Source organism: Psychrobacter sp. FME6 (assembly GCF_014861365.1).
In the GTDB taxonomy this organism is placed as follows: Bacteria; Pseudomonadota; Gammaproteobacteria; order Pseudomonadales; family Moraxellaceae; genus Psychrobacter.
On sequence record NZ_RRYW01000052.1, the window covers coordinates 1 to 21,478 of the forward strand.

The 21,478-nt window shown below is 42.8% G+C and carries 20 protein-coding genes; 5 read left to right on the forward strand and 15 right to left on the reverse strand.

The window, feature by feature from the left end; translation table 11 throughout:
- The coding region (locus tag EI162_RS08770; RefSeq protein WP_192524001.1) for a helix-turn-helix domain-containing protein at window positions 1–365 on the reverse strand (365 nt) is incomplete at its 3' end.
- Between the two features lie 145 nt (window positions 366–510).
- On the opposite strand from EI162_RS08770, the gene EI162_RS08775 reads away from it, so the two are divergent.
- On the forward strand, window positions 511–1,185 hold the full coding sequence (locus tag EI162_RS08775; protein WP_192524002.1) for a hypothetical protein: 675 nt from the start codon (window positions 511–513) through the stop codon (window positions 1,183–1,185).
- 230 nt (window positions 1,186–1,415) lie between these two features.
- On the opposite strand, the gene rhuM is transcribed toward EI162_RS08775, so the two are convergent.
- Together rhuM and EI162_RS08785 are read right to left on the reverse strand one after the other, a co-directional pair.
- A complete protein-coding gene (gene rhuM / locus EI162_RS08780) occupies window positions 1,416–2,432 on the reverse strand; it encodes a RhuM family protein (protein ID WP_225736938.1) in 1,017 nt (338 codons plus the stop codon).
- 92 nt (window positions 2,433–2,524) lie between these two features.
- Window positions 2,525–3,280: a zinc-dependent peptidase gene (locus EI162_RS08785; protein ID WP_192524003.1), complete on the reverse strand. Its 756-nt coding sequence runs from the start codon at window positions 3,278–3,280 to the stop codon at window positions 2,525–2,527.
- 110 nt (window positions 3,281–3,390) lie between these two features.
- On the opposite strand from EI162_RS08785, the gene EI162_RS08790 reads away from it, so the two are divergent.
- A complete protein-coding gene (locus EI162_RS08790; protein WP_192524004.1) occupies window positions 3,391–4,479 on the forward strand; it encodes a DUF2855 family protein in 1,089 nt (362 codons plus the stop codon).
- A 9-nt stretch (window positions 4,480–4,488) separates the two neighbouring features.
- Here the strand turns inward: EI162_RS08790 and EI162_RS08795 are convergent, their stop codons facing one another.
- The 4 genes from EI162_RS08795 to yghU form a co-directional block, all read right to left on the reverse strand.
- Window positions 4,489–5,733: a DUF819 domain-containing protein gene (locus tag EI162_RS08795; protein WP_192524005.1), complete on the reverse strand. Its 1,245-nt coding sequence runs from the start codon at window positions 5,731–5,733 to the stop codon at window positions 4,489–4,491.
- A 259-nt stretch (window positions 5,734–5,992) separates the two neighbouring features.
- Window positions 5,993–7,573 carry a DEAD/DEAH box helicase gene (locus tag EI162_RS08800; protein ID WP_192524006.1) on the reverse strand — a complete coding sequence of 527 codons (1,581 nt, stop codon included), beginning with the start codon at window positions 7,571–7,573 and terminating at the stop codon, window positions 5,993–5,995.
- A 540-nt stretch (window positions 7,574–8,113) separates the two neighbouring features.
- On the reverse strand, window positions 8,114–9,385 hold the full coding sequence (locus EI162_RS08805; protein ID WP_225735149.1) for a DUF1176 domain-containing protein: 1,272 nt from the start codon (window positions 9,383–9,385) through the stop codon (window positions 8,114–8,116).
- A gap of 236 nt (window positions 9,386–9,621) precedes the next feature.
- The gene (gene yghU / locus EI162_RS08810; RefSeq protein ID WP_192524007.1) at window positions 9,622–10,479 is read right to left on the reverse strand and encodes a glutathione-dependent disulfide-bond oxidoreductase; all 858 of its coding nucleotides are present in this window, start codon (window positions 10,477–10,479) and stop codon (window positions 9,622–9,624) included.
- 358 nt (window positions 10,480–10,837) lie between these two features.
- Here yghU and EI162_RS08815 point away from each other — a divergent pair, with 358 nt between their 5' ends.
- Window positions 10,838–12,214, forward strand: a complete 1,377-nt coding sequence (locus EI162_RS08815) for a DHA2 family efflux MFS transporter permease subunit (RefSeq protein WP_192524019.1) — start codon at window positions 10,838–10,840, stop codon at window positions 12,212–12,214.
- 179 nt (window positions 12,215–12,393) lie between these two features.
- Here the strand turns inward: EI162_RS08815 and bfr (EI162_RS08820) are convergent, their stop codons facing one another.
- From bfr (EI162_RS08820) to EI162_RS08830, 3 genes are all read right to left on the reverse strand, one after another.
- Window positions 12,394–12,876: a bacterioferritin gene (gene bfr / locus EI162_RS08820; RefSeq protein ID WP_192524008.1), complete on the reverse strand. Its 483-nt coding sequence runs from the start codon at window positions 12,874–12,876 to the stop codon at window positions 12,394–12,396.
- Between the two features lie 51 nt (window positions 12,877–12,927).
- Window positions 12,928–13,416: a bacterioferritin gene (bfr, locus tag EI162_RS08825; RefSeq protein ID WP_192524009.1), complete on the reverse strand. Its 489-nt coding sequence runs from the start codon at window positions 13,414–13,416 to the stop codon at window positions 12,928–12,930.
- Window positions 13,417–13,845: 429 nt separating this feature from the next.
- On the reverse strand, window positions 13,846–14,037 hold the full coding sequence (locus EI162_RS08830; protein ID WP_192524010.1) for a bacterioferritin-associated ferredoxin: 192 nt from the start codon (window positions 14,035–14,037) through the stop codon (window positions 13,846–13,848).
- Between the two features lie 380 nt (window positions 14,038–14,417).
- On the opposite strand from EI162_RS08830, the gene EI162_RS08835 reads away from it, so the two are divergent.
- Window positions 14,418–14,747: an ArsR/SmtB family transcription factor gene (locus EI162_RS08835; protein ID WP_192524011.1), complete on the forward strand. Its 330-nt coding sequence runs from the start codon at window positions 14,418–14,420 to the stop codon at window positions 14,745–14,747.
- Window positions 14,748–14,871: 124 nt separating this feature from the next.
- On the opposite strand, the gene EI162_RS08840 is transcribed toward EI162_RS08835, so the two are convergent.
- From EI162_RS08840 to EI162_RS08860, 5 genes are all read right to left on the reverse strand, one after another.
- On the reverse strand, window positions 14,872–15,594 hold the full coding sequence (locus EI162_RS08840) for a sulfate/molybdate ABC transporter ATP-binding protein (protein ID WP_192524012.1): 723 nt from the start codon (window positions 15,592–15,594) through the stop codon (window positions 14,872–14,874).
- Window positions 15,595–15,676: 82 nt separating this feature from the next.
- Window positions 15,677–16,657 (reverse strand): sulfate ABC transporter permease subunit CysW, encoded by a 981-nt coding sequence (cysW, locus tag EI162_RS08845; protein WP_192524013.1) that lies wholly within the window; start codon window positions 16,655–16,657, stop codon window positions 15,677–15,679.
- Between the two features lies 1 nt (window position 16,658).
- The gene (gene cysT / locus EI162_RS08850) at window positions 16,659–17,543 is read right to left on the reverse strand and encodes a sulfate ABC transporter permease subunit CysT (RefSeq protein WP_192524014.1); all 885 of its coding nucleotides are present in this window, start codon (window positions 17,541–17,543) and stop codon (window positions 16,659–16,661) included.
- Between the two features lie 236 nt (window positions 17,544–17,779).
- A complete protein-coding gene (locus EI162_RS08855; RefSeq protein WP_192524015.1) occupies window positions 17,780–18,880 on the reverse strand; it encodes a sulfate ABC transporter substrate-binding protein in 1,101 nt (366 codons plus the stop codon).
- A 355-nt stretch (window positions 18,881–19,235) separates the two neighbouring features.
- Entirely contained in the window at window positions 19,236–20,393 is a 1,158-nt protein-coding gene (locus EI162_RS08860) for a sulfate ABC transporter substrate-binding protein (RefSeq protein WP_225735147.1), read from the reverse strand.
- A gap of 394 nt (window positions 20,394–20,787) precedes the next feature.
- On the opposite strand from EI162_RS08860, the gene EI162_RS08865 reads away from it, so the two are divergent.
- Window positions 20,788–21,306 (forward strand): hypothetical protein, encoded by a 519-nt coding sequence (locus EI162_RS08865; protein ID WP_192524016.1) that lies wholly within the window; start codon window positions 20,788–20,790, stop codon window positions 21,304–21,306.
- Window positions 21,307–21,478: the final 172 nt, after the last annotated feature.

Below are 21,478 nucleotides of genomic sequence, written 5' to 3' on the forward strand. Positions count from 1 at the left end.
AGACACTGCCACAATGTGCCGCCTTGCCTCTTATCACGCCAAATATAGCGATAGATGCTCATGTGACTAATACCACCATGAACGCCGGCTATTTGTTCAGGACTCCAGCTGTCTTTTAGCTTATCTGTGACCCAATCCCATACGTCAGCGATGATGCTGGGCGCATTGTTTGACCGTCTGTCACAAGCCTTGTTATTAGCATTCTTTGCTCGGTAACCGCGCAGGCCTTTATTACGCCTAAGCTCTCTTGATATGGTGCTGGGACTTCTGTTTAACGCCCTCGCTATAAATTTAATACTATGTTTTGCCCCTTTAAGGGCATAAATCTGGTATCGTTCACCTAGGCTTAGATGTGTATAGTTCATGGTTGCAATCTCACTTTGGTCGGTGGATAAAAACTTTGATGCTAGCGCATCTAGGTCTTTTTTTCACCTCACATTTGGTATTGCACTTCATGTGTTAATCTAAGATGCTATTTATGACAATAACCACTGCGATAAGGAGATTCTTATGATGCCATCACCTTGTTTTAATATTTTACCGCCTTATCTTTATAAGTTAACGACTGCTGCGTGCGTTGTTTCAATATTAGTCACTACTGGCTGTTCCTCTTCTGCTGAACCCAATGTTAAGATACTCAATCAGCAAAATAATGATACCTCAGCATCGGTCATACCTGATAACAGCCAGCAAACACTTAGACAGCAAGCACTGCGTATTCAGCGCGCACTCGCTAATAATGACTTTGCAAGAATCACCAATGATATCCATCCGACTCGTGGCGTTCGTGTCTCAATGTATGCCTATGTGAATCCTAAGACTGATAAGGTCTTTAGTCGTGATCAATTCGCTCAATACCTGCAAAAACCTCGGATTCGCTTTACTTGGGGTGAACGTGATGGTTCTGGTGAGCCTTTAGTGATTCCGCTCCCAGAATACCTAGAGACTTGGGTGGATGCCAAAAAATTTAACGAAGCGCACATCACAATCAATAACCCTGAATCTAGAGGTAATATGATCAATAACGTCAAAGACATCTATCCAACATCAGATGTGGTTGATTTTTACTATAAAGGTACGGATGAATATGAAGGAATCGATTGGCGCGCCATGCGCTTGGTATTCGACGACTATCAAGGCAAGCGTTATTTGATCGCTATTATCAACGACCAATGGACGGTTTAGTTTTTTTATAATAAAAACATATGGTTATAGAAAGATATAAATAAAAGGCAGCGTATTAATTGAATAATACACTGCCCTTTTTGTTCATACACATTATATATATTCAAATATTGCTATAAATACCTAAAATTCATGCTGCTAGCTCAACTGAAAAACTCATTCTCATTTATTATTCGCTGCTCGTGCCAGCCTTTTTTTACCGTCATTAGTGTTAATTGCTAATCAGCTTATCAAGCCTCTAACGACAGCATATTCATAATCAGTTTAATCAAGGTTTCTTTTTGATTGGGGTCGGATTCAGCGACCAGTAGTGTTAACGCTGCAAGACCCGTGTTATTAATCACCATCTCGCCTTGGTCGTTTAACAGTCGGTTATTACGATGTAAAAAATCTACGAACAAAAAAGCACCGCTGCGCTTATTACCATCGGTAAACGGATGGTTTTTCACCATAAAATACAGTAAATGCGCCGCTTTGCTCTCGATTGTTGGGTATGCAGGCTCTCCAAATACGGTTTGTTGTAAATTACCAAGCACACTATCTAAATCATCACCGCGAGGTTTGGCAAATAGCTCAGTCGCCTCACCCCTATCTATCAGCTGCGCTTTTAGGTTGTTCAGCGCTACCATTGCTTCAGTTGGGCTGGGCAATATACCCCCATCTTGCCCTGCTGGATCGTCGAGCAACCCTTCATCATAGCGCTGTAGCCATAAAAACGTCTGTGTATAGCGGCTAATAATCTCAACCAAGCCGCGCCCTTCATCGGTCTTGAGCTCAGGACTTTGCGCCGTTTTTTTGATTAAGTTTAACGCTTGTTGTAATTCAGCAGAATTTTTATCGAAGCGTTGTTGGTTGAGTGTATAGCCTTGTACCAAGTATTCACGTAGACGTTGGGTTGCCCATATACGGAACTGAGTGCCTTTTTTAGAGTTAACACGATACCCCACAGAAATAATAGCATCTAGATTGTAAAAACGAAGATTACGCCGAACTTGCCGTTTTCCTTCTTGACGAACTACCGAGGATTGCTCGGTAGTTGCTTCTGGGTCTAATTCACCCTCTTTATAGATATTTTTTAGATGCAAACCTATGGTGTCGGAGTCTTTCTCAAATAGTGTTGCCAATTGAGCTTGTGAAAGCCATAAAGTATCGCGTTCTAGTCGAATCTCAATCTGAGTTTGACCATCAGCGCTTTCGTATATCTCTACTTTTGCCGTTTCATCATTCATGAGATTATTCACTTCCATTGTTTTTCCTCACATATGCGCTGTTCTATTACTTTACTCTTCCTTTATGCATCCTACGAAGAGTACATGAACCTAATATGAATCAGCCGCGCTTACGATTTTGGCTCAAGTGGCGCTTGAAGAAAGAACTTAACCATAATATCGTAAATATCAGGATAAGCGTCTACTAGTTTTTGCGGCGTCTCAAAAAACACTTCACTGAGTACGGCAAAAAACTCCGCTGGATTGGTGGCACCATAACGATCCAGTCCTGATTTTCGATGGGTTTGAAAGTCTTCAAAGTCGCGCGTCATTGTGTCTGTCCATCTATTAGGATCCATATCAGGTTGCAGTGGCGGAAAGCCGTTGGCACGTCCATTTAGCATATCAAGCTTATGTACAAACTCATGAATGACGACATTATGACCATCACGCTCGCCTGCATGCTTGGCGTCCTTCCATGACAAGATAACAGGACCACGTTGCCACGCCTCACCACTACGATGTTGGTGACCTTCATGGACAATGCCGAACTCATCTACGCTGGTGGTTTCGCTTTTATAAGAACCAGGATAAATGATGATTGATGTCCAGCCATCGTACCATTCAAGACTAAGATTTAGGATAGGCAAACAAGCTTGTAAGGCAATAGACTGTCTGACCGCATTGGTAATCTCAAAGCCTTGTGCACCGGTAATCGACTTATCATGTAAAAACAAGGTCGCTGACTCAAACAAACGTGTTAACTCATCCTCGTTTAATCTATCCAATATCACAATACGCTTAGCAGCTTGCATCCAGTCGCTATTGGTAAATTCACTGTTATCCAAAATACGCTGCTCGCGCCAATCTTTTATTATGCTGAACATTTTATTTCCTTTTAATATCACTGAACCATAACATCATATTACACAGCGCTATCATTAACTTTGCTAATTTATCTTTTTGGTCGTCAAATATTAAGGAAAAGGAGCGCGCTGTGCAAGAATTTCAAACCAACGAAAAAGACATAACCCAAAGTCGGTTAATACCAGCACCGATCAACACAGTTGGCGATAATGAAGTTTTAGTCGAAGTCGACCGCTTTGCCTTTACCGCCAACAACATTACCTATGCGGCAATGGGCGATCAATTACAGTATTGGCAATTCTTCCCGCCACATGGTGAAGATGCTAAACAATGGGGCATTATCCCCGTATGGGGTTTTGCTGATGTGATCGAATCAAACAATACTGAGTTGCCAGTTGGCGAACGGCTTTTTGGTTACTTCCCGCCAGCCGATAATTTAGTGCTAAAACCGACGAAAATTACGCCCAAGGGATTAACCGATGGCAGTGAGCAACGTGTACAGCTACCCCCTACCTATAATATGTATCAGCGGGTAAACCATGAACCGGGTTATGATAAGGCTAATGACAATCAACGGATGCTGTTATTTCCCTTACATATGGCGTCCTTTTGTTTATATGACCTGCTAAAAAATAATGACTGGTTTGGCGCTGAACAAGTCATTATTATCAGTGCTTCTAGCAAGACCAGTACGGGATTGGCCTACGGTTTAACGGATGATAAAGACGCACCGCATATCATTGGTCTCACATCAGATCAGCATCTAGACTTTGTCAACTCAATTGACGCCTATGATAGCGTATTAAGCTATGGCAACCTTGAGCAGATTGATGCAAGTAAGCCAACTGTCATCGTTGACATGTCAGCCAATGCGGATCTGCTCAGTCGACTGCATAAGCATCTAGGTGATAACATGCGCTACACTAGTAATGTCGGTTTAACCCACTGGGATGAAGCTCGAGGTGCCGATGGTATTATTCAAGAACGTAGTCATCAGTTTTTTGCACCCAGCCATATGCAGCAACGTATGAAGGAATGGGGCTATGATGAATTTAACAAACGCTCTCTGAGCTATATAATGAAAAGCGCGGCAAAAACCACCCCTTGGCTTAAGATTAAAGAGCTGGATGGTCTCAATAGCCTAAAAGACGTTTACCAAGACATATGTGATGGCAAGATTGGTCCGGATGAAGGTTTGGTTGTGGTGATGTCGCTGTAAGCCCTAAGATTAGCCCACTACCAGCCGCATCATCTGCGTACTGATATAACCGCCAAATGTACCCGCCGCATAACCCAATATCCCTAAAAACACCCCAACTGGCGCAAGCGATGGATGAAAAGCCGTTGCGACAATCGGTGCTGATGATGCGCCGCCGGTATTAGCGTTTGAGCCGACTGCCAAAAAGAAGAACGGCGCACGAATCATCCTAGCGACAGCAAAGACAATCACGACATGGATGCTCATCCATAACAGACCAATCAGCAGTAAGCGCCACTGTGAGACAATGCCAGCTAGATTTATTTGCATACCGATAGCCGCAATCAATACAAAGATAAACACCGTACCAATTTTGGAAGCACCTACATGATCAAGACGGCGTATCTTAGTAAAAGAAAAGATAACGCCTATTAATGTGATAATCACCACCATCCAAAAAAACGAGCTAGCAAAGCTGTATTGTACCGCCCAGCTATAGGGTGCAAAGAATCCTGCAATCTGCCCACCAATAAAATGCGCCACTCCGACCATGGCAAAACATAAGCCGAACATCACCATCAAGTCATTGAGCGTCGCTGGGCGCGCATGATCACGCTCATAGCTCTCCACTGCTTTAATTACTTTATCAATACTACTGCTATCTGCTCTTAAGAAGCGATCTATCTTAGCGCTGTGTTTTGCCATGACCAAGATAGCCAGTAGCCATAATGAAGCGTTGGTGGTGTCAACCAATATCATCATGCCAAACAAGTCATCACTAACACCAAACAGCTCTTTCATCGCCGCTTGGTTGGCCGCGCCGCCAATCCAGCTACCCGCTACCGCCGAAAATCCACGCCATAAAGTATCGTCGGTAAACATCTCGGGCGATACCCATTTAGCGATACCTAAGCTCATAGGGCCACTGATGACAATAGCGACACTAGCCGCGAAGAACATGGCAATAGCTTTCCAGCCCAACCCCAATATTTTAGGGACATCCATCGATAAGGTCATCAGCAGCAAACTTGCCGGCAATAGATAGGTCGCAGTAAAGCCATAAATCTGTGCGCCAATACCATCGGCAAAGACACCCAAGCTATTCAGCGTTGCTGGTATAAAACAACACAGCACGATACCAGGCAATACCGCATAAAAACGTCGCCAGAACTTACCTGGCAAACCTTGGGTATAAAAGACCAAGCCAATAATGGCCATGATGATGCCAAATGCTAAGGGCAAACTGTCAATTGCTAAATGAGAAATATCAGGCATCAAATGGCTCCACGGCACACGATGAGTAAAGGCTTGTCAGTATAGACAAGGCGAAAAAGACGCGCAAGTCACTATTAAGTGCAGAGTTAAGTTTAATGAGCGCAACCAGCCTATCCAGTACTGCTTGAATAAACACAGAACCATTACACACAAAAAAGCCAGATAACGAGTATCTGGCTTTTTAATGCTAAGTTATACGATTAGATTTTAGATTAATGGTTTTTATTAAAACCTTTATTAATCGTTAACGATAGCGTTATTACGAGTTGTTACCACGGTTGCCGCCGTTTGAGCGGCCTTGGCCACGGCTGTCAGAACGACCTGCTGGGCGACCTTGGCTGCCACTTGGACGACCGCGACCGCTTGCTGCACGCTCACCACGTGGAACGCCTGTGCCATCACCACGGCTAGGAGCACCAGTGCGTTTGCCTTGATACGGCTTGCCACCTGAACGCTCATTTGGTTTGCCAGATGAATCGCGTGGCTTACCTTGATAACCACCGCCTGAACGACCACGACCTTGACCACCGCCGCCATTAGAACGTCCGCGACCACGGCCACGGCCTTTACCTTTATTATCGCTAGGAACGTATGTTTTCTTAGGCTCCATGCCTTCGATGACTGATACTTCCATTTTACGATCTAAATAGCGGTTGATAGCATTTAGCTGAGGGCGATCATCCATGCTACATAAGCTGATAGCAACACCAGTACGACCGGCACGACCACAGCGACCGATACGATGGACGTAATCTTCTGTCTGACGTGGTAAGTCATAGTTAATCACGTGTGATAGTGCTGGCACGTCTAGACCACGAGCAGCAACGTCAGTCGCAACTAGGATTTTGCACTTGCCATTACGCAAGTCTTGTACGATACGGTTACGCTTACTTTGTGGTAAATCACCATGTAAGAAGCTGGCTTTATGGCCTTGTTCTTGTAAAGATTTCGCTAACTTTTCAGTGCTACGTTTGGTGGCAGCAAAGATAATGATTTGTTCCATCTCAGGCTGGCAAACGATTTTATCAAGCAATCTGTTTTTGTGCTCAAAATCATCACAGTAATATACTTTTTCTTCGATGTGTGCTGATTCAACTTTGATTGAAACGCGCTCAGGATTCTTTGTAAAGCTGGCAGCGATTTTTCCAACAGGACCGTCCCAAGTTGCTGAACACATAATGGTCTGACGATCAGTCGGTGCGGCACGAAGAATATCGCTGATGTCATCAGCAAAACCCATGTCAAGCATACGGTCAGCTTCGTCAAGTACCAATACTTCTAGGTTTGATAAGTCAACGCGGCCTGCATTGATATGGTCAAGTAAACGACCTGGGGTTGCAACGATGACTTGAACGCCTTTTTTCAACGCAGTAATCTGACCATTATATGGTGCGCCGCCGACTAATGGCACACAGAAGATACCGCGCATATCTTTAGAGTAAGTACGCACACTGTCATGTACTTGCTGAGCAAGTTCGCGCGTTGGCGTTAGGATAAGGGCTTTGGTTAGTTTGTCGAAGCTGGTTGCACGGCTTAAACGATCAAGTACAGGGATAACGAATGCTGCTGTTTTACCACTACCCGTTTGCGCTGACAATAATAAGTCGCGACCGGCTAAAGCAAAAGGAATGGCTTGTTCTTGAATAGGGGTTGGATTGGTATAGCCACTGCGATCAAGCGCGCTAAGAATTGGCTTGGCAATGTTTAGTTCAGCAAAAGTGATTTTGTTTTCTTCGGTAGCGTCAGTAGTAGCCGCTTGATTGCTAGAATCAGTATTTGGAGTATCGTTGCTTTCGATAATGCCGTTTTCAGCGGCGATGCTAGATAAGATATCGGTCATGAGGATCCTTGGTAAGTATAAGTTGCTGTAAATTCAGCAAGCTTGATGCATACCACTGATAACCGTTCACCACGCTGCCTTTATTAAAGAATTACCGGACCACATAAAAGTGTCGATAATCAGAAGCCAAGCCATTAAAGCTTAGAGCCTCTACAATAAATGCGTTTGTGCTGTCTGACGTATTTTGGTGGTAGTGCCGAGTGTCTTATCCTTGCTTGATATAAGCGCGTTATCGATGCTTTGTCCAAAGCAGATAAAGTCAAATAACAACCAATCTAAACCATACTTATGATTTAGTAGATAAGATATGAGTCAAAAATAACTGATATTTTATAAAACGTTATTTAAGTACACAAAATCATCGGCAACAATTACTTATGGTCATCCTAGACCCAAAATCGCAGGCGATGTTATCAATCTCATAATTCACGAAAGTCTATGCTAACGTGGCGACGCAGTATAGCACAGTAAAATAACTATCTATAACTATTTTTCTAGTTATTGTGTAAATAGGCATCATTTTGACGGTTATATTAAAAATCAACGTGTCGTTTTAACTTCTGTAACATAGGTTGGTAGCTGCCATGCGCCGCCTGCTTCGACCATACGGCACAGTCCAGTGGTGCTTTCATGGCTCTTTTCAAACGCTTTCCCTGTCCATACCCAATTAACCTTGGCTAAACAGTCACCAATACCGCGACCTTTTTGTACAGAAGTTAGATAGCCATCATCATAATCTGTGGCATCAGTAGTCACCAGTGTGGGGTTGTAAGGCTTGCTGTCGTTAATGACCCAAACGCCCGTCCCTGTGTTATAAGAGCCTGTCCAGCAGTCATGCTGTGCCAACAGCTGTGAGCTATTTAGACGACTGACACGCCATGGTGACTTATCTGACAGGCTTGGGCATGCACTACTCGCATCCTTCATAGTGCCCTTCATCAAGGCCGCCAGCTGCGACGATTTCATGGCAAATTTCTTCTTATTCTTAGAGGGGGCTTGAGGGTCGGGTGCGACAAATCTTAAAGACGGCGCAGCCTTAGGTAACAGCACCCCATTACTAGATTTAACGGAGCTGTCAGCATTGATTAAAGCACTGGTGGTCCCCACTCGTTTTTGAAACTCATCTGCTTTCAGCATGACAGCATTGGCACCCTTATCAGAAAGCTGCCAGCGTGAATTACGCAATACCAGCTCAATCTTACTCGATTTAGTTAGCGCGTCCAACAGTGCTGTTACCTGTGTTGAAGTTAGTTCAGCGTTGCCCGCTGTTGCTGAGAAAGGTTTGGTTTCACCATAATTTTTATCGTTGATAAACAATGATATACGATGTCGATTACCCAGCTGCATTAAAGCTTTAGAAGAGCTTTCTTTTGCCCCGCCAAGCTTTACCTTACCATCCACGCCAGCATTTGCCCCTGCACGGCGTACCAGCAATACCGATATGGGGAACTCACTATTGTTTTCTGCTTGATAACCTGCCAGCCGGCAAGTGCCAGTATTGTCACAGGCGACTTGCCAATCATGGCTGGTAAGCTCAATACTGGCATTTGCCATGCTCGCTGTACTAAATAAAGCCGTGCTTACGATGGCAAATATAGGATATAACAGTTTGTTTTTTATCATTATTAAAGGTGTCTTTTTTATTTTTTTAGCATTATTTTTTAAGTGAATCATCTCATACAATGTTGAGTGTTTTTTGACGTCCATATATTGATGGTATTGAATGGCTGTGGTTTTGGCACTCGCAAAATACAGGTCGCCATTGCCTGCTCTCTGTGACAGATTTATGAGCTTATGGTTGCCATCCTTCATAATCATCCCCTATCAATAAGAGTAGTATGAATACCTGTTCATAACAGTAGTATCTGCTATGTTAACGTATTAATGTTTCTAACTATTATAACAATGTATCATTATGTAATCATAAAAATATACCGCTATTTTAGTATAACCATATAGAAATAAAGAATGATAGTTGAAAAAATAAGACTGATAAGCAAGTCGCCTAGCAGTCTTATACATACCATCCTGAATATAATCTAACCCTATCAATCAATTGGTTTTAGAGTAAGATCCATTGCACGTTTGATGGCTGGGCGTTCAGCAATTGTCTTCGCCCAACGCTGCACGTTTTTATAGTCATCAACTTGTAAGAACTCTGCTGCATCATAAAGCTTGCCAAGCACCAATTGCCCATACCATGCCCAGACAATCATATCAGCAATATTATAATCTTCGGACGCATTGCCACACATATATTTATTGTCTTTTAGATGGTTATCAAGCACATCGAGCTGACGTTTGGCTTCCATCGTATAACGGTTGATTGGGTACTCTAATGGTTCTGGGGCATAGGCATAGAAATGTCCAAAACCCCCGCCTAAAAAAGGCGCACTGCCTACCTGCCACATAACCCAAGACAGACAATCTGCCCGTGCTTTACCTTGCGTCATAGGTATAAACTTACCAAATTTTTCTGCTAAATAGATTAAGATAGCACCAGACTCAAAGAGTGCAATAGGCTCACCGGTATCACTACTAGAGTGATCGACCAAGGCTGGTATTTTTGAATTGGGGTTGATGGCCACAAAGCCTGAGCCAAACTGATCTCCTTTGGAGATGTCGATTTGATACGCATCGTACTCTGCACCTTTGACACCCAGCTCAGCCAGCTCTTCTAGTAGCATGTTTACCTTTACCCCGTTTGGGGTATTCAGTGAGTACAGCTGTAACGGTGCGTCACCTACTGGTAGCTCTTTGTTATGGCGCGCGCCAGCTGTAGGACGATTGATACTGGCGAATTTACCACCGTTTTCTTTGTCTTGTGTCCAGACTTTGGGTGGTGTGTAGCCGCTTGTGCTTTTATTAGATGAATTGTTATTAGATGGACTATTATCATTACTCATAATATTACCTATTCTTCTTTTGTTTTTTTATTAAAGAGAATTTAAATACATGTGATTGAAATCAATACAGTGGTTCTCAGCATGACCGTCCTACTATAACGAGGATTACCCACTGTATTAAAGTCCTGTCTTGTAACCTATCTTATAAGTAGCCTATGAGGTTTTAAAATCGCTACCTTGAGTGTTAGGCGTATACCGTTACTTTGCCGCTCTTTAACTACTGAGCAGTTGTTTTTATACTACGCACAATTAATGTTTTTTAGAGATGGTTTTTTAACCAAGTGTTAAGAGGCGCTGTGGCTGTGAGTGCCTGATGCAACTTTTAAATAATAACAGTCTTAAATATGGTGACGTCAATATGGTAACCCTAACCCCGACACAAGATAAATACCTACCTTATGTACTCGCGGTAGCACTATTTATGCAAATCTTAGACGCCACTATTTTAAATACCTCATTGCCGCAAATGGCACAAGCGCTGGGTGAATCACCACTAAAAATGCAATGGGCAGTTATTAGCTATGCCTTAACCTTAGCGATATTTATTCCCATCAGCGGTTTTTTGGCGGATAAATACGGCACACGCCGCGTATTCTTAGTAGCGATTATCATCTTTTGTATTGGCTCGCTATTGTGTGCTGCATCACCAACGCTAGACTTTTTGATTGGCTCACGGGTGATACAAGGCATTGGTGGGGCGATGATGACGCCTGTGGCGCGTTTGATATTGGTTAAGTCCTATCCACGTAACAAGCTCTTAACAGTGATGAATTTTGCGGTAATACCTGCCTTGATTGCGCCTTTGGTGGGGCCAGTACTGGGTGGTTATATCGTACAATATACCAGTTGGCATTGGATATTTTTGATTAATATCCCTATGGGTATTGTAGGGTTCTTTATGGGTAAAAAACTGGTGCCCGCATTATTTGAGGATACCAAACGGCTGGATTGGATGGGTTTTTTATTGTTTGCGGCTGCCGCTTGCGGTTTTACCCTTGCAGTAGAGTTTGGTTCACAGACAGGTCGCGGGCTTTATGGGTTAATGCTTGGTTTAGGCGCGAGCCTTTTGATAGGTGCTTATGTCTGGCATGCCAAACGCCGTTCAACCCCGCTATTTCCACTCAGCTTATTTGATATCCGCACCTTTCGTATTGGCATTACAGGCAACTTATTTACCCGCCTTGGCATCAGCGCGGTGCCATTTTTATTGCCATTATTATTACAAGTGGTGTTTGAGTACTCTCCGTCACAGGCAGGTTGGCTGCTTGCTCCTATTGCGGTTGGTGCGATAGGTATCAAGCCTTGGGTCAGCAAAATCATTCAGCGTTTTAGCTACCGTAAAGTATTGGTGATCAATACCGGTTTAATAGGCATACTCATTATTGTCTTGGCGCAGTTTACGGACGCATCCCAGTGGCTGTGGTTTATTCCAATATTGACCATCATGGGCGCTTGTAACTCTATGCAGTTCAGTGCGATGAATACCATTACTATTGGCGATTTAGAAGGTACACAGACCAGTAGTGGTAATAGCTTGATGGCGGTCAATCAACAGCTTGCCATCAGCTTTGGTATTGCTTTTGGCGCCGCAGTACTGAATATCTTACGTGAGCGATTGCAGATGGATACATTGACTGCGTTTCAGACCACGTACTGGATAATGGGTATTTTGACGATACTTTCAGGATTGTATTTTTTGCGATTAAAGCCCGAAGACGGTCGCGGCTTATATTGATGCTTATATAAATGTAAGTATCAATATAAGTGTAAATGCAATTTTAAACAAAGGGTTTAAACACAAAAAAACCAGCGGGTGAATGGGTATAAACCTATCACACGCTGGCAAGTTTTAAGACTCATTTTAGATGATATAAATGCCCATAAAATCAGTATGAGCACTGCATTAATTAAAAATTAAGGCGTGTCATCATCATTCATTTGCGATTGAATATAGCGCTCTACGCCAATGCTTTCAATCAAGTCTTCTTGCGTCTCGAGCCAGTCTTCATACTCTTCATTACCATCTTTTAAAGTGACCAATAGCTGACGAGAAACGTAGTCGGACTGTGTCTCACATAGCGTGACGGCATCGGTAATGATGGCAAACTTTTGCTTCTCTAAACGCAGATTACAGTCAATCATCTCAGGCACGTCTTCTGCGATGAACATCTTGCCATAATCTTGTAAATTCGGTAAACCACCTAGTAACAAGATTCGTGCGATCAAATCATCTGACCATTTCATCTCAGCGATAGACTGTTTATAGAAACTTTCGTTAAGGGCTTCTAATCCCCAATGACGTGCAATGCGCGCATGCAAAAAATACTGATTAATCGCAATTAGCGACTGTCCAAGCACTTTGTTTAAGCTGCGAATGACTTCTTTATCCCCTTTCATGATGTCTCTCCTTATCTATTATAATGTAATAAGCCACATAGTTTTGTCATATTAAATAAGATTTGGGCTGACTTCGGCCATTTGGCTTTGTAGATAATTGGGTAGACCAATCATGTCAATCAGACGCAGCTGCTGCTCAAGCCAATGCGCATGATCTTCTTCAGTATCTTTTAGCTGTTCAACCAGCATCTCACGCGTGACGTAATCGTGCTCTTCTTCACAAATCGCGATGCCGTCCTTTAAATGTTGCTGTACTTGATATTCTAGATCAAGGTCAAGTTGCAGCATTTCAGGAACAGTAGAGCCGACTTTTATTTCATCGACGCTCATTTTTGGTGTACCGCTCAGCATCAGGATACGACGGATAATCGCCTGAGCATGCATGGTTTCATCTTCCATTTCGTGGTTGATGCGATCATATAGTTTTCCATAATGCCACTCAGCATACATCTCTGAATGAATGAAATATTGATCTCGAGCAGCAAGCTCACCACCCAACAAAAAATTCAAATAATCAATGACTTTTTGGCTACCTATCATAACCTATACTCCCCTATTTATATTTTACAGATGACCATCCATTCATAATTACGCATATAAAGATAGCTTTATTGGTAAACTGATCGGTAAGGATCAAAGGCAATAAAACCTCTTACAACGTTAGCTAGATATAGTAGCATATAGTGGTTATACGGCTTGTAATGTTATGAACTAAGAATAAGATGCTAGTTGAGAATCATAATTAGCTAGCGTTGTCAGTAGTAACGGCAAACCCAACGCCTAGCAATATGGATTGATGCGATTAAAGTGAGTGTTTCAGTAAGGTTATGTGGACGCTCGCAACTGACCCTTTATGTATAATAAGCTAAGGATAAGTGCGGAATATTGAATGTATTTATTTTATAAAAAAACTGCTATCTAAAGATAGCAGTCAAGTCATTAGGCTAGAAAAGCACTTAAAACAATCTATTAGACGGCATAAGCTAAAACATCAAGTCTGGCGTGGTGTTCATCTAGATAGTCATTGACCATAGGCTCGCAGCATCCACAGCATGTCGCAACATCAAGGGTATCTTTTAGACCATCAAGGGTGTCGATACCTGAAGCAATGGCTGCTTGGATTTGCTTTTCTTTTACGTCGTTGCAGATACATACGTACATGGGCTGGCTCCTCTGGATGCGGCTATTCGATGACTACTTTATAAAAGCTTGTCTATAAAACCTTGTTTCTATCAAAGCTTATTCAAAATTATTCAAAATTATTTATAATGCTTGTTATATAATAACGATAACTATTATCATTTGCAATAGCATTTGATACATTATATGGTCATCAAAGTATTTTTATATTGCACGTACTTAATTTATGTCAGCGGATATAGGTATACATGTAACTGAACATCATCAAAGGTGGCAAATTAGCGACGAACTGTAATTTAGCTCATTTTTTAATCGATTTTCTATATAACTGCTGTTATATTGTCCCCATCTTAACCAAGACCATCCCCATATCAACCAATATTTATAGTTGGAATTTTTCTATGTCTAATAATAATTCTACAATCCAACCACTTGAGTTATTTAAAGTGCTGTCTGATCCAACACGCCTAAAGATTTTTCAAATTCTGTTCAATAAACAGTCACGCTGTGTGGGTGAGCTAGTAGAAATACTTGATCAACCACAGCCGACCATCTCACGTCATCTGAATCACTTAAAAAAACTGGGAATTTTGAGCTGCGTGCGTGATGGCACTTGGATGTGGTACGAAGTGGCTGATGATCTGCCAGAATGGTGTCAAGATATCTTGGACATTACCTATGAGCAGATATCGCCCAAAGGCACGGATAAACAGCTATCAAAACTTGCTTAAAATACAAAATAAAAAACACCCATATATAGGTGTTTTTTTTGGTTCTAAAGTAGAGGCTTATGAGGTTAAAGCCAAAATATTGCAGTGCTGTATGCCTTTAAGCGTGAGTCAACTGTATCTATTTTTATACCAAGTCTAAAAAATCACTAATAAAAGCGTTGGCTGGCTGGTGTATCAGCTCTTCTGACGTTCCCACCTGCTCTACTCGCCCTTGGTTCATTACTACAATCTCATCAGACACGGCGCGTGCTTCTTCTTGATCATGGGTCACCATGATACTGGTGATACCTAGCTCATGGTGAATATTTTTTAGCCAAGTACGTAGCTCTTTACGCACCTTGGCATCCAACGCGCCAAATGGCTCATCGAGTAACAGTAATTTTGGTTTAACGGCAAGCGCTCGTGCCAGCGCAATACGCTGACGCTGACCACCTGATAACTGGTGCGGGTAAGCATTGGCAACTTGAGGCAATTGGACTAACTCGAGTAGCTCTGCGACGCGCTTATTGATATCAGCCTTGCTTGGCCGCTCATTCTTTGGCAGTAACGTCAGTCCAAAACCGATATTATCAGCGATGTTTTTATGGCGAAATAAGGCATAGTGTTGAAACATAAAGCCGATATGGCGCTTTTGTACTGGCGTATCGGTCACATCCAACTCATCAAACAATATCTGCCCAGAGTCAGCATATTCTAAGCCGGCGATGATACGCAATAAGGTGGTTTTACCACAACCCGACGGCCCCAGTAATGTGGTCAACTTGCCAGTAGGTACGGTTATATTAATGTTGTCTAAGGCAGTAAAGTTACCGAATTTTTTATTAACGTTACGAATCTCGATGCTCATAATGGGTTCTCTTGTTATATCTTTGGCTTAACGTCTTAATATGGCGGATGGTTTTATGATATTTACTTTATGAATGTATCACTTATAGACGACCGGTACTTTTTGCTAAGGTTTTATCCTTATCCGTATTTTTGACATCTTCAGCGTTCGTAGTAGTTGTGGCATTGGCGCTAACCGGTAGCTCAGGCGCACTGATTAAGCGCTCAGATTTAGCAAACTTACGATCTTGTAACTTGGTCATCACTTGTTGTATCAGCAGCGTCACTAACGCTAAGGCGGCAAGTAAGCTTGATAAGGCAAAAGCGGCGGTAAAGTTATAATCGTTATAGGCAATTTCGACCAGCAGTGGCATGGTATTGGTCTCACCGCGAATATGACCTGAGACCACGCTCACCGCACCAAACTCACCCATTGCCCGCGCATTGGTCAAAATCAAACCATAAAGTAGCGCCCATTTGATGTTTGGCAACGTCACATGCCAAAACGTCTGCCAACCACTAGCACCCAAGGTCAATGCTGCTTGCTCCTCAGAATCGCCTTGGGTTTGCATCAGCGGTATCAGTTCCCGTGCTACAAAGGGAAAGGTCACAAACAACGTCGCTAGTACAATGCCTGGTACGGCATAAATGACCTGAAAACCCATACTTTCAAGCCAGCCACCCACGGTGGAGTTCAAGCCAAATAGCAGTACAAACATCAAACCTGCCACAACTGGCGAGACCGAAAATGGCAAATCAAGTAACGTCGTCACCAGCTGCTTACCCTTAAACTGATAACGCGTCACTAACCAAGCAATCGCAATGCCCATCACCATGTTAATCGGCAATACAATACCAGCGGTAATTAACGTGAGCTTGATGGCTTGTAAAGCTTCAGGGTCAACCAATGAGGCAATATACAGCTGCCAACCATTTTTAAAGGCTTCATAAAATACGGCCAGTAATGGCACGACTAACATGGTAACCATGAATAAAACAGCGATGGTGATAAAGGTGCGGCGTATCCACGGCGTATCTCTGGTTGCTGCGTTGCTTTGGTAGTCGTAACTATTAGATATTTGCATGTTAGCGAGCTCCTACACGGCGCGACAGCTTCCACTGTACGATGTTAATGGTCAGCAAAATCACAAATGAGATGAGCAGCATAAATAACGCAACTGCAGAAGCACCTTGAATATCAAACTGCTCTAATTTACCGATAATAATTAGTGGTAAAATCTCAGACTGCATCGGAATATTACCAGCGATAAAAATTACCGAGCCATACTCACCAGTAGCACGGGCAAACATCATGCCAGCGCCCATTAATAATGCTGGTAATAGCTCTGGCAAAATCACCTTACGAAACGTTGTGAAACGATTGGCGCCCAATACTGCGGCTGCTTCTTCAAACTCAACCGATAGCTCGGCGAGCACGGGCTGCACGGCACGGACAATAAAGGGAAAACTCACTACCACTAATGCCAGCCAAATACCTAATGGCGTAAACGCCACCTGAATATCAAACTTGGCGAACCACTGTCCAATCAAACCATTGGGTGCATAAAGGGTGGCAAGAGAAATACCAGTGACCGCTGTCGGTAGCGCAAACGGTAAATCAACCAAGGCATTAATCAACGACTTACCCCAAAACTCATAACGAACCAGCACCCAAGCAACCAGTGTGCCAAACACCATATTGGTGAGCATCGCCAAAAATGACATCCATAAGCTCAGTTTAATAGCAGCAGTGACCTGCGGCTGGGTAATCGTTTGCCAAAAACCTGTCCAGCCCATTTGCGTCGTGGTATAAGCCATCATGGCAAACGGTAGTACGACCAACAGCGATAAGCTAAAGACAGTGATGCCCATGCTCAGACCAAACCCTGGTAGCACATTGCGCTGACGTAAGCGTGTCAGCCAGCCTTTCTTGTGATTAGGTTTGTTGGCAGAAGATGTTGTTGCACTCATAGTGGTGTCCTATTGCCTAGCTGATGGTACTTATCGCAAGCACTCGGTTGTATCAAATGTATTATAGATATGCTTACGGTATAAAGGACATAGCGTGTGCGGCCATGTCCTTTATGAAGTTTTCCATGACTTACTGCATTCCTTGGTAGGTAGCGCAGTCGCCGTTTTTAAAGAAGTGACTCTTAGGAAGCGCTCTTAAAAAGTATTCTTAGACAGGTACGGCTGTTATAAAATCGTTACTTTGGGGCGTTGATGGCTAACTGATCGAACACGCCACCATCGCTAAAGTAAGTACCCATGATCTCATCCCATGTGCCAAAAGCATCATTTGGACGGAAGGTCTCGATTGGTGGTAATTTGTCACCGTTTTTATCGAGGACGCTTTTCACACTTGGGCGCAAGTAAAGGTTGGCCGCCAATTGCTGGGCAGGCTCGCTCCATAAATAATCAAGATAAGCTTTTGCCGCGTCTGTGGTGCCTTTTTTATCGGTTACCGTTTTCACTACCGCTACTGGGCTTTCTGACTTGATAGAGTATTTTGGATAAACGATATCCACTTCACCCACCCCAAAATCAGTCGCTGCCAAGTTGGCTTCGTTTTCAAACGTCACTAAGACATCACCGATACCACGCTGAACGAATGTGGTCGTCGCGGCACGTCCGCCATTTTCATAGACTTTGACGTTTTTGAGCATGTCTTTAACGTAGCTTTTGGCTTGGGTTTCATCTTTATCAAACGCATGTAAACCATAGCCATAAGCCCCTAAGAATGCATAGCGACCATTACCCGTGACTTTTGGGTTGGCCATCACAATCTCAACACCTTCTTCGGTCAAATCTTCCCAATCACTAATGCCTTTTGGGTTGTCCTTACGCACCAAGAATACGATAGTGCTGGTAAAAGGTACGGCATTATCAGGGAACTTGCTTTCCCAATCTGACTCGACCAAGCCTTTTTTCTCAAGCAGTTCAATATCTGATCCCTGGTTCATGGTCGCCACATCTGCTTGTAAACCATTGGCAACCGACAACGCTTGCTTACTCGAGCCGCCATGCGACTGTTTGATTAGGATTTCACTGTTTGGGTTTTCAGCTTTATAGTGGTCAATAAATAAAGGGTTGTAGTCTTTATAAAAATCGCGTGCCACGTCATAAGAAACGTTTAGCAATTCAATATTTTGACCATCTGTGGTTGCTGGTGTGCCATCAGCATTAGCAGTCGTTTCTGTCTTTTCGCTATTGCTACAGCCTACAAGACCCAAGGTCAATGCAACGCCTGCAATGCTCAAGACGTTAAGTGTTTTACTTTTTTGTTGATAGCCTGCTACGTCTTTCATAAATCCCTCAAAGGTGTCTGTTAGGTAATGTAAGTATGCTAACAGCGCCATCTTATTGTGTTTAATGATGAATATGCGTATGTTATTGCCAAAATGGAATAAAGGATTTGGAAGTACAAGCTTATCAAACACTTAAACATTACCAGTAATCAATAATCTTAATATTTTGATAAATAATAGCTCGGATATAGTGGATTCACTTTAAAAACGATACAGTGTTATTGGCTATAAATTTTTTGTAGCCTCTGTCACGCCTGTGAATAGCAAGCAAAAAAAATTATAGCCACAGCACATTACTATTTACTTTATGACAGTTGTATCGGTTTTATTTCGAACTGATTATATAAGTTGCTATCTACTTCGCTCGTGCCAGCTGATCAAAACGCCCACCATCAACAAAGAATGTCTGCATAATCCGCTCCCATGAACCAAATACTGCCACCGGCTCAAAGGTTTCAATCTCAGGCAAATCCTCTTTATGAGCCGCAAGGATCTTTGCGTTATTAGGGCGCAGATACATCTTAGCCATCAGCTCCTGTGCTGGCGCGTCCCATAAGCCAGTTAAATAAGTATTTGCTGCTGCCGTTTTACCGCTTTTATCAGTCACTGCACTCACTACCGCCACTGGGTTTGCAATCTCGATGGAATAGCTTGGATAGATAATATCGACTTGTCCTTTGGCAAACTGCTTTGCGGCCAAATGCGCCTCGTTTTCAGTGGTGATTAAAACATCGCCGAGCCCGCGTTGGGTAAAGCTGGTCGTCGCTGCACGCGCGCCATTGTCATAAGTAACCACATTTGCCAATAGTTTTTGAATAAAATCATTGGTTTGGATGGGGCTTTGGTTACTGTCTTCTTTAAAGTGATGCAACCCATAACCATAAGCACCCAAAAAGGCATAACGCGCCGTACCACTAGTTTTTGGATTTGGCATTACTACATTAATATCGTGACGTGCCAAATCTTGCCAGTCTTTGATGTTTTTAGGATTGCCATCACGTACTAACAGCACCATAGTGCTGGTATAAGGCACGGCATTATTTGGTAATGCTTGCTGCCAGTCCGCGGCAACCAAGCCCTTTTCAACCAGCAAATTCATGTCACTTTCTTGGTTTAAAGTCGCCACGTCCGCTTGCAACCCATTAGCAATCGTCAGCGCTTGTTTACTTGAGCCACCGTGTGATTGATTGATATTAACCTTACTGTTCGGATGTTGTTGCTGATAATCCGCACTGAATAAAGCGTTGTAGTCTTTATAAAAGTCGCGTGATACATCGTAAGACACATTCAATAAGTCAATGTCTTTAACATCACCCGCTTTTGCCGCCTTACTTTGATTGGCTTCGGTAGGATTACAGCCCGTTATTAGCATCGCAAACGCCAGTACGCTACCGGCTTTAACACTGCCATTGGTTACCTGTGCTGGGGTGTTTTGACTTTCAATAGTCTCAATAGGTGATGCGATATTTGAAAAGTTGAGCGTGTTAGATGTTTTTTGAATGCTTGGTTGCATATATGCTCTCAATAGCTACTATGATTTTGGTTCTATCCAATGCTGGAAAGATATGCTAGCAGCTTGTTTGGCAAACGCTTAGTGACGAATTCGCTTATCGTGTGATTAACTTGGCATAAGTAATTTTGTTAGTCAGTCTAAACAGACTATTTTTTAATGAGTGTTTTGGCGATCGTGTTATAAGTAGTAACTTTTGCGCAAGATACGGTATTGCTTACTATGTAGACGACGCTTTAGGTACACGGTATTCTTTCTTGAACTTTGAGCAGCGCGCTGAGATAAGTGAGCCTTATAACTCTAAATCGCTACTATCTTGCCAGCAACGTCGTTTTATTATTCATATTTTTACTAACTTATACCCATCCTTTATTCATCCCTTATAAAAGGTACTTAAATGATTACTCCCCTACCTCGCTATACACATTTTTTTGCCGCTCTTTCAATAACAGCGACTGCTTTATTGGCGTTGAGTGGTTGTAATAACGCCACCAAAGCCAATGTGGACAACCACAGCGTCACACCACCTATCACGATGCGCTCGTCAGCAGTGCAAGCGGTCGTTGGCGATTATGCTGATGAAGGTTATGCTAAGCGCGCGCAAGGCTATGATTGGGTGGGTGTGGTGATAAGAGCAGAAGGGAATGAGCAGATTGATATTAAGGTGCGGGCGCGCAGTGATGTAAAAAAACCAACCTGCCATTTTGACGGTAAGGCTACCTTGATGGGTCAAGATGACGCGCATGGGATTATTTTTGAGACAATAGCTAACGACAGCAAAGTCTTTCTGCAATTTAAAGGCGATAAGCTGACGATAGATAGCCAAGATCAATATGCATTGAATTACTTTTGCTCAGGTGGTGGCACTATCGTTGGAGACTACAAAAAGCTGTCAGGTAAGCTAGAGCTAAACTAAAAGCTCTAGTATCAAGAAAATAGTGAGAAAAACACGTAAAAAAGGGTCAGATGATAAATCCGACCCTTTTTTATTGTTCAATCTTTGGTGGTGTGTCAGAAAGTATGCTGAAGAAATAAAGGAGGGTGACAGCCAAAGCAAGATGATATATTTGAGGTTATGAAGACACAAA

Bases quoted from the DNA above. Each gene is read 5' to 3' on its own strand.
- EI162_RS08815 (WP_192524019.1), top strand. From the start codon at position 10,838: ATGGTAACCCTAACCCCGACACAAGATAAATACCTACCTTATGTACTC.
- EI162_RS08830 (WP_192524010.1), bottom strand. From the start codon at position 14,037: ATGTACGTATGTATCTGCAACGACGTAAAAGAAAAGCAAATCCAAGCA.
- EI162_RS08865 (WP_192524016.1), top strand. From the start codon at position 20,788: ATGATTACTCCCCTACCTCGCTATACACATTTTTTTGCCGCTCTTTCA.
- cysT (WP_192524014.1), bottom strand. From the start codon at position 17,543: ATGAGTGCAACAACATCTTCTGCCAACAAACCTAATCACAAGAAAGGC.
- EI162_RS08800 (WP_192524006.1), bottom strand. From the start codon at position 7,573: ATGACCGATATCTTATCTAGCATCGCCGCTGAAAACGGCATTATCGAA.
- yghU (WP_192524007.1), bottom strand. From the start codon at position 10,479: ATGAGTAATGATAATAGTCCATCTAATAACAATTCATCTAATAAAAGC.
- EI162_RS08840 (WP_192524012.1), bottom strand. From the start codon at position 15,594: ATGAGCATCGAGATTCGTAACGTTAATAAAAAATTCGGTAACTTTACT.
- EI162_RS08805 (WP_225735149.1), bottom strand. From the start codon at position 9,385: ATGAAGGATGGCAACCATAAGCTCATAAATCTGTCACAGAGAGCAGGC.
- EI162_RS08835 (WP_192524011.1), top strand. From the start codon at position 14,418: ATGTCTAATAATAATTCTACAATCCAACCACTTGAGTTATTTAAAGTG.
- EI162_RS08795 (WP_192524005.1), bottom strand. From the start codon at position 5,733: ATGCCTGATATTTCTCATTTAGCAATTGACAGTTTGCCCTTAGCATTT.
- bfr (WP_192524009.1), bottom strand. From the start codon at position 13,416: ATGATAGGTAGCCAAAAAGTCATTGATTATTTGAATTTTTTGTTGGGT.
- EI162_RS08860 (WP_225735147.1), bottom strand. From the start codon at position 20,393: ATGCAACCAAGCATTCAAAAAACATCTAACACGCTCAACTTTTCAAAT.
- rhuM (WP_225736938.1), bottom strand. From the start codon at position 2,432: ATGGAAGTGAATAATCTCATGAATGATGAAACGGCAAAAGTAGAGATA.
- EI162_RS08775 (WP_192524002.1), top strand. From the start codon at position 511: ATGATGCCATCACCTTGTTTTAATATTTTACCGCCTTATCTTTATAAG.
- EI162_RS08855 (WP_192524015.1), bottom strand. From the start codon at position 18,880: ATGAAAGACGTAGCAGGCTATCAACAAAAAAGTAAAACACTTAACGTC.
- EI162_RS08785 (WP_192524003.1), bottom strand. From the start codon at position 3,280: ATGTTCAGCATAATAAAAGATTGGCGCGAGCAGCGTATTTTGGATAAC.
- bfr (WP_192524008.1), bottom strand. From the start codon at position 12,876: ATGAAAGGGGATAAAGAAGTCATTCGCAGCTTAAACAAAGTGCTTGGA.
- cysW (WP_192524013.1), bottom strand. From the start codon at position 16,657: ATGCAAATATCTAATAGTTACGACTACCAAAGCAACGCAGCAACCAGA.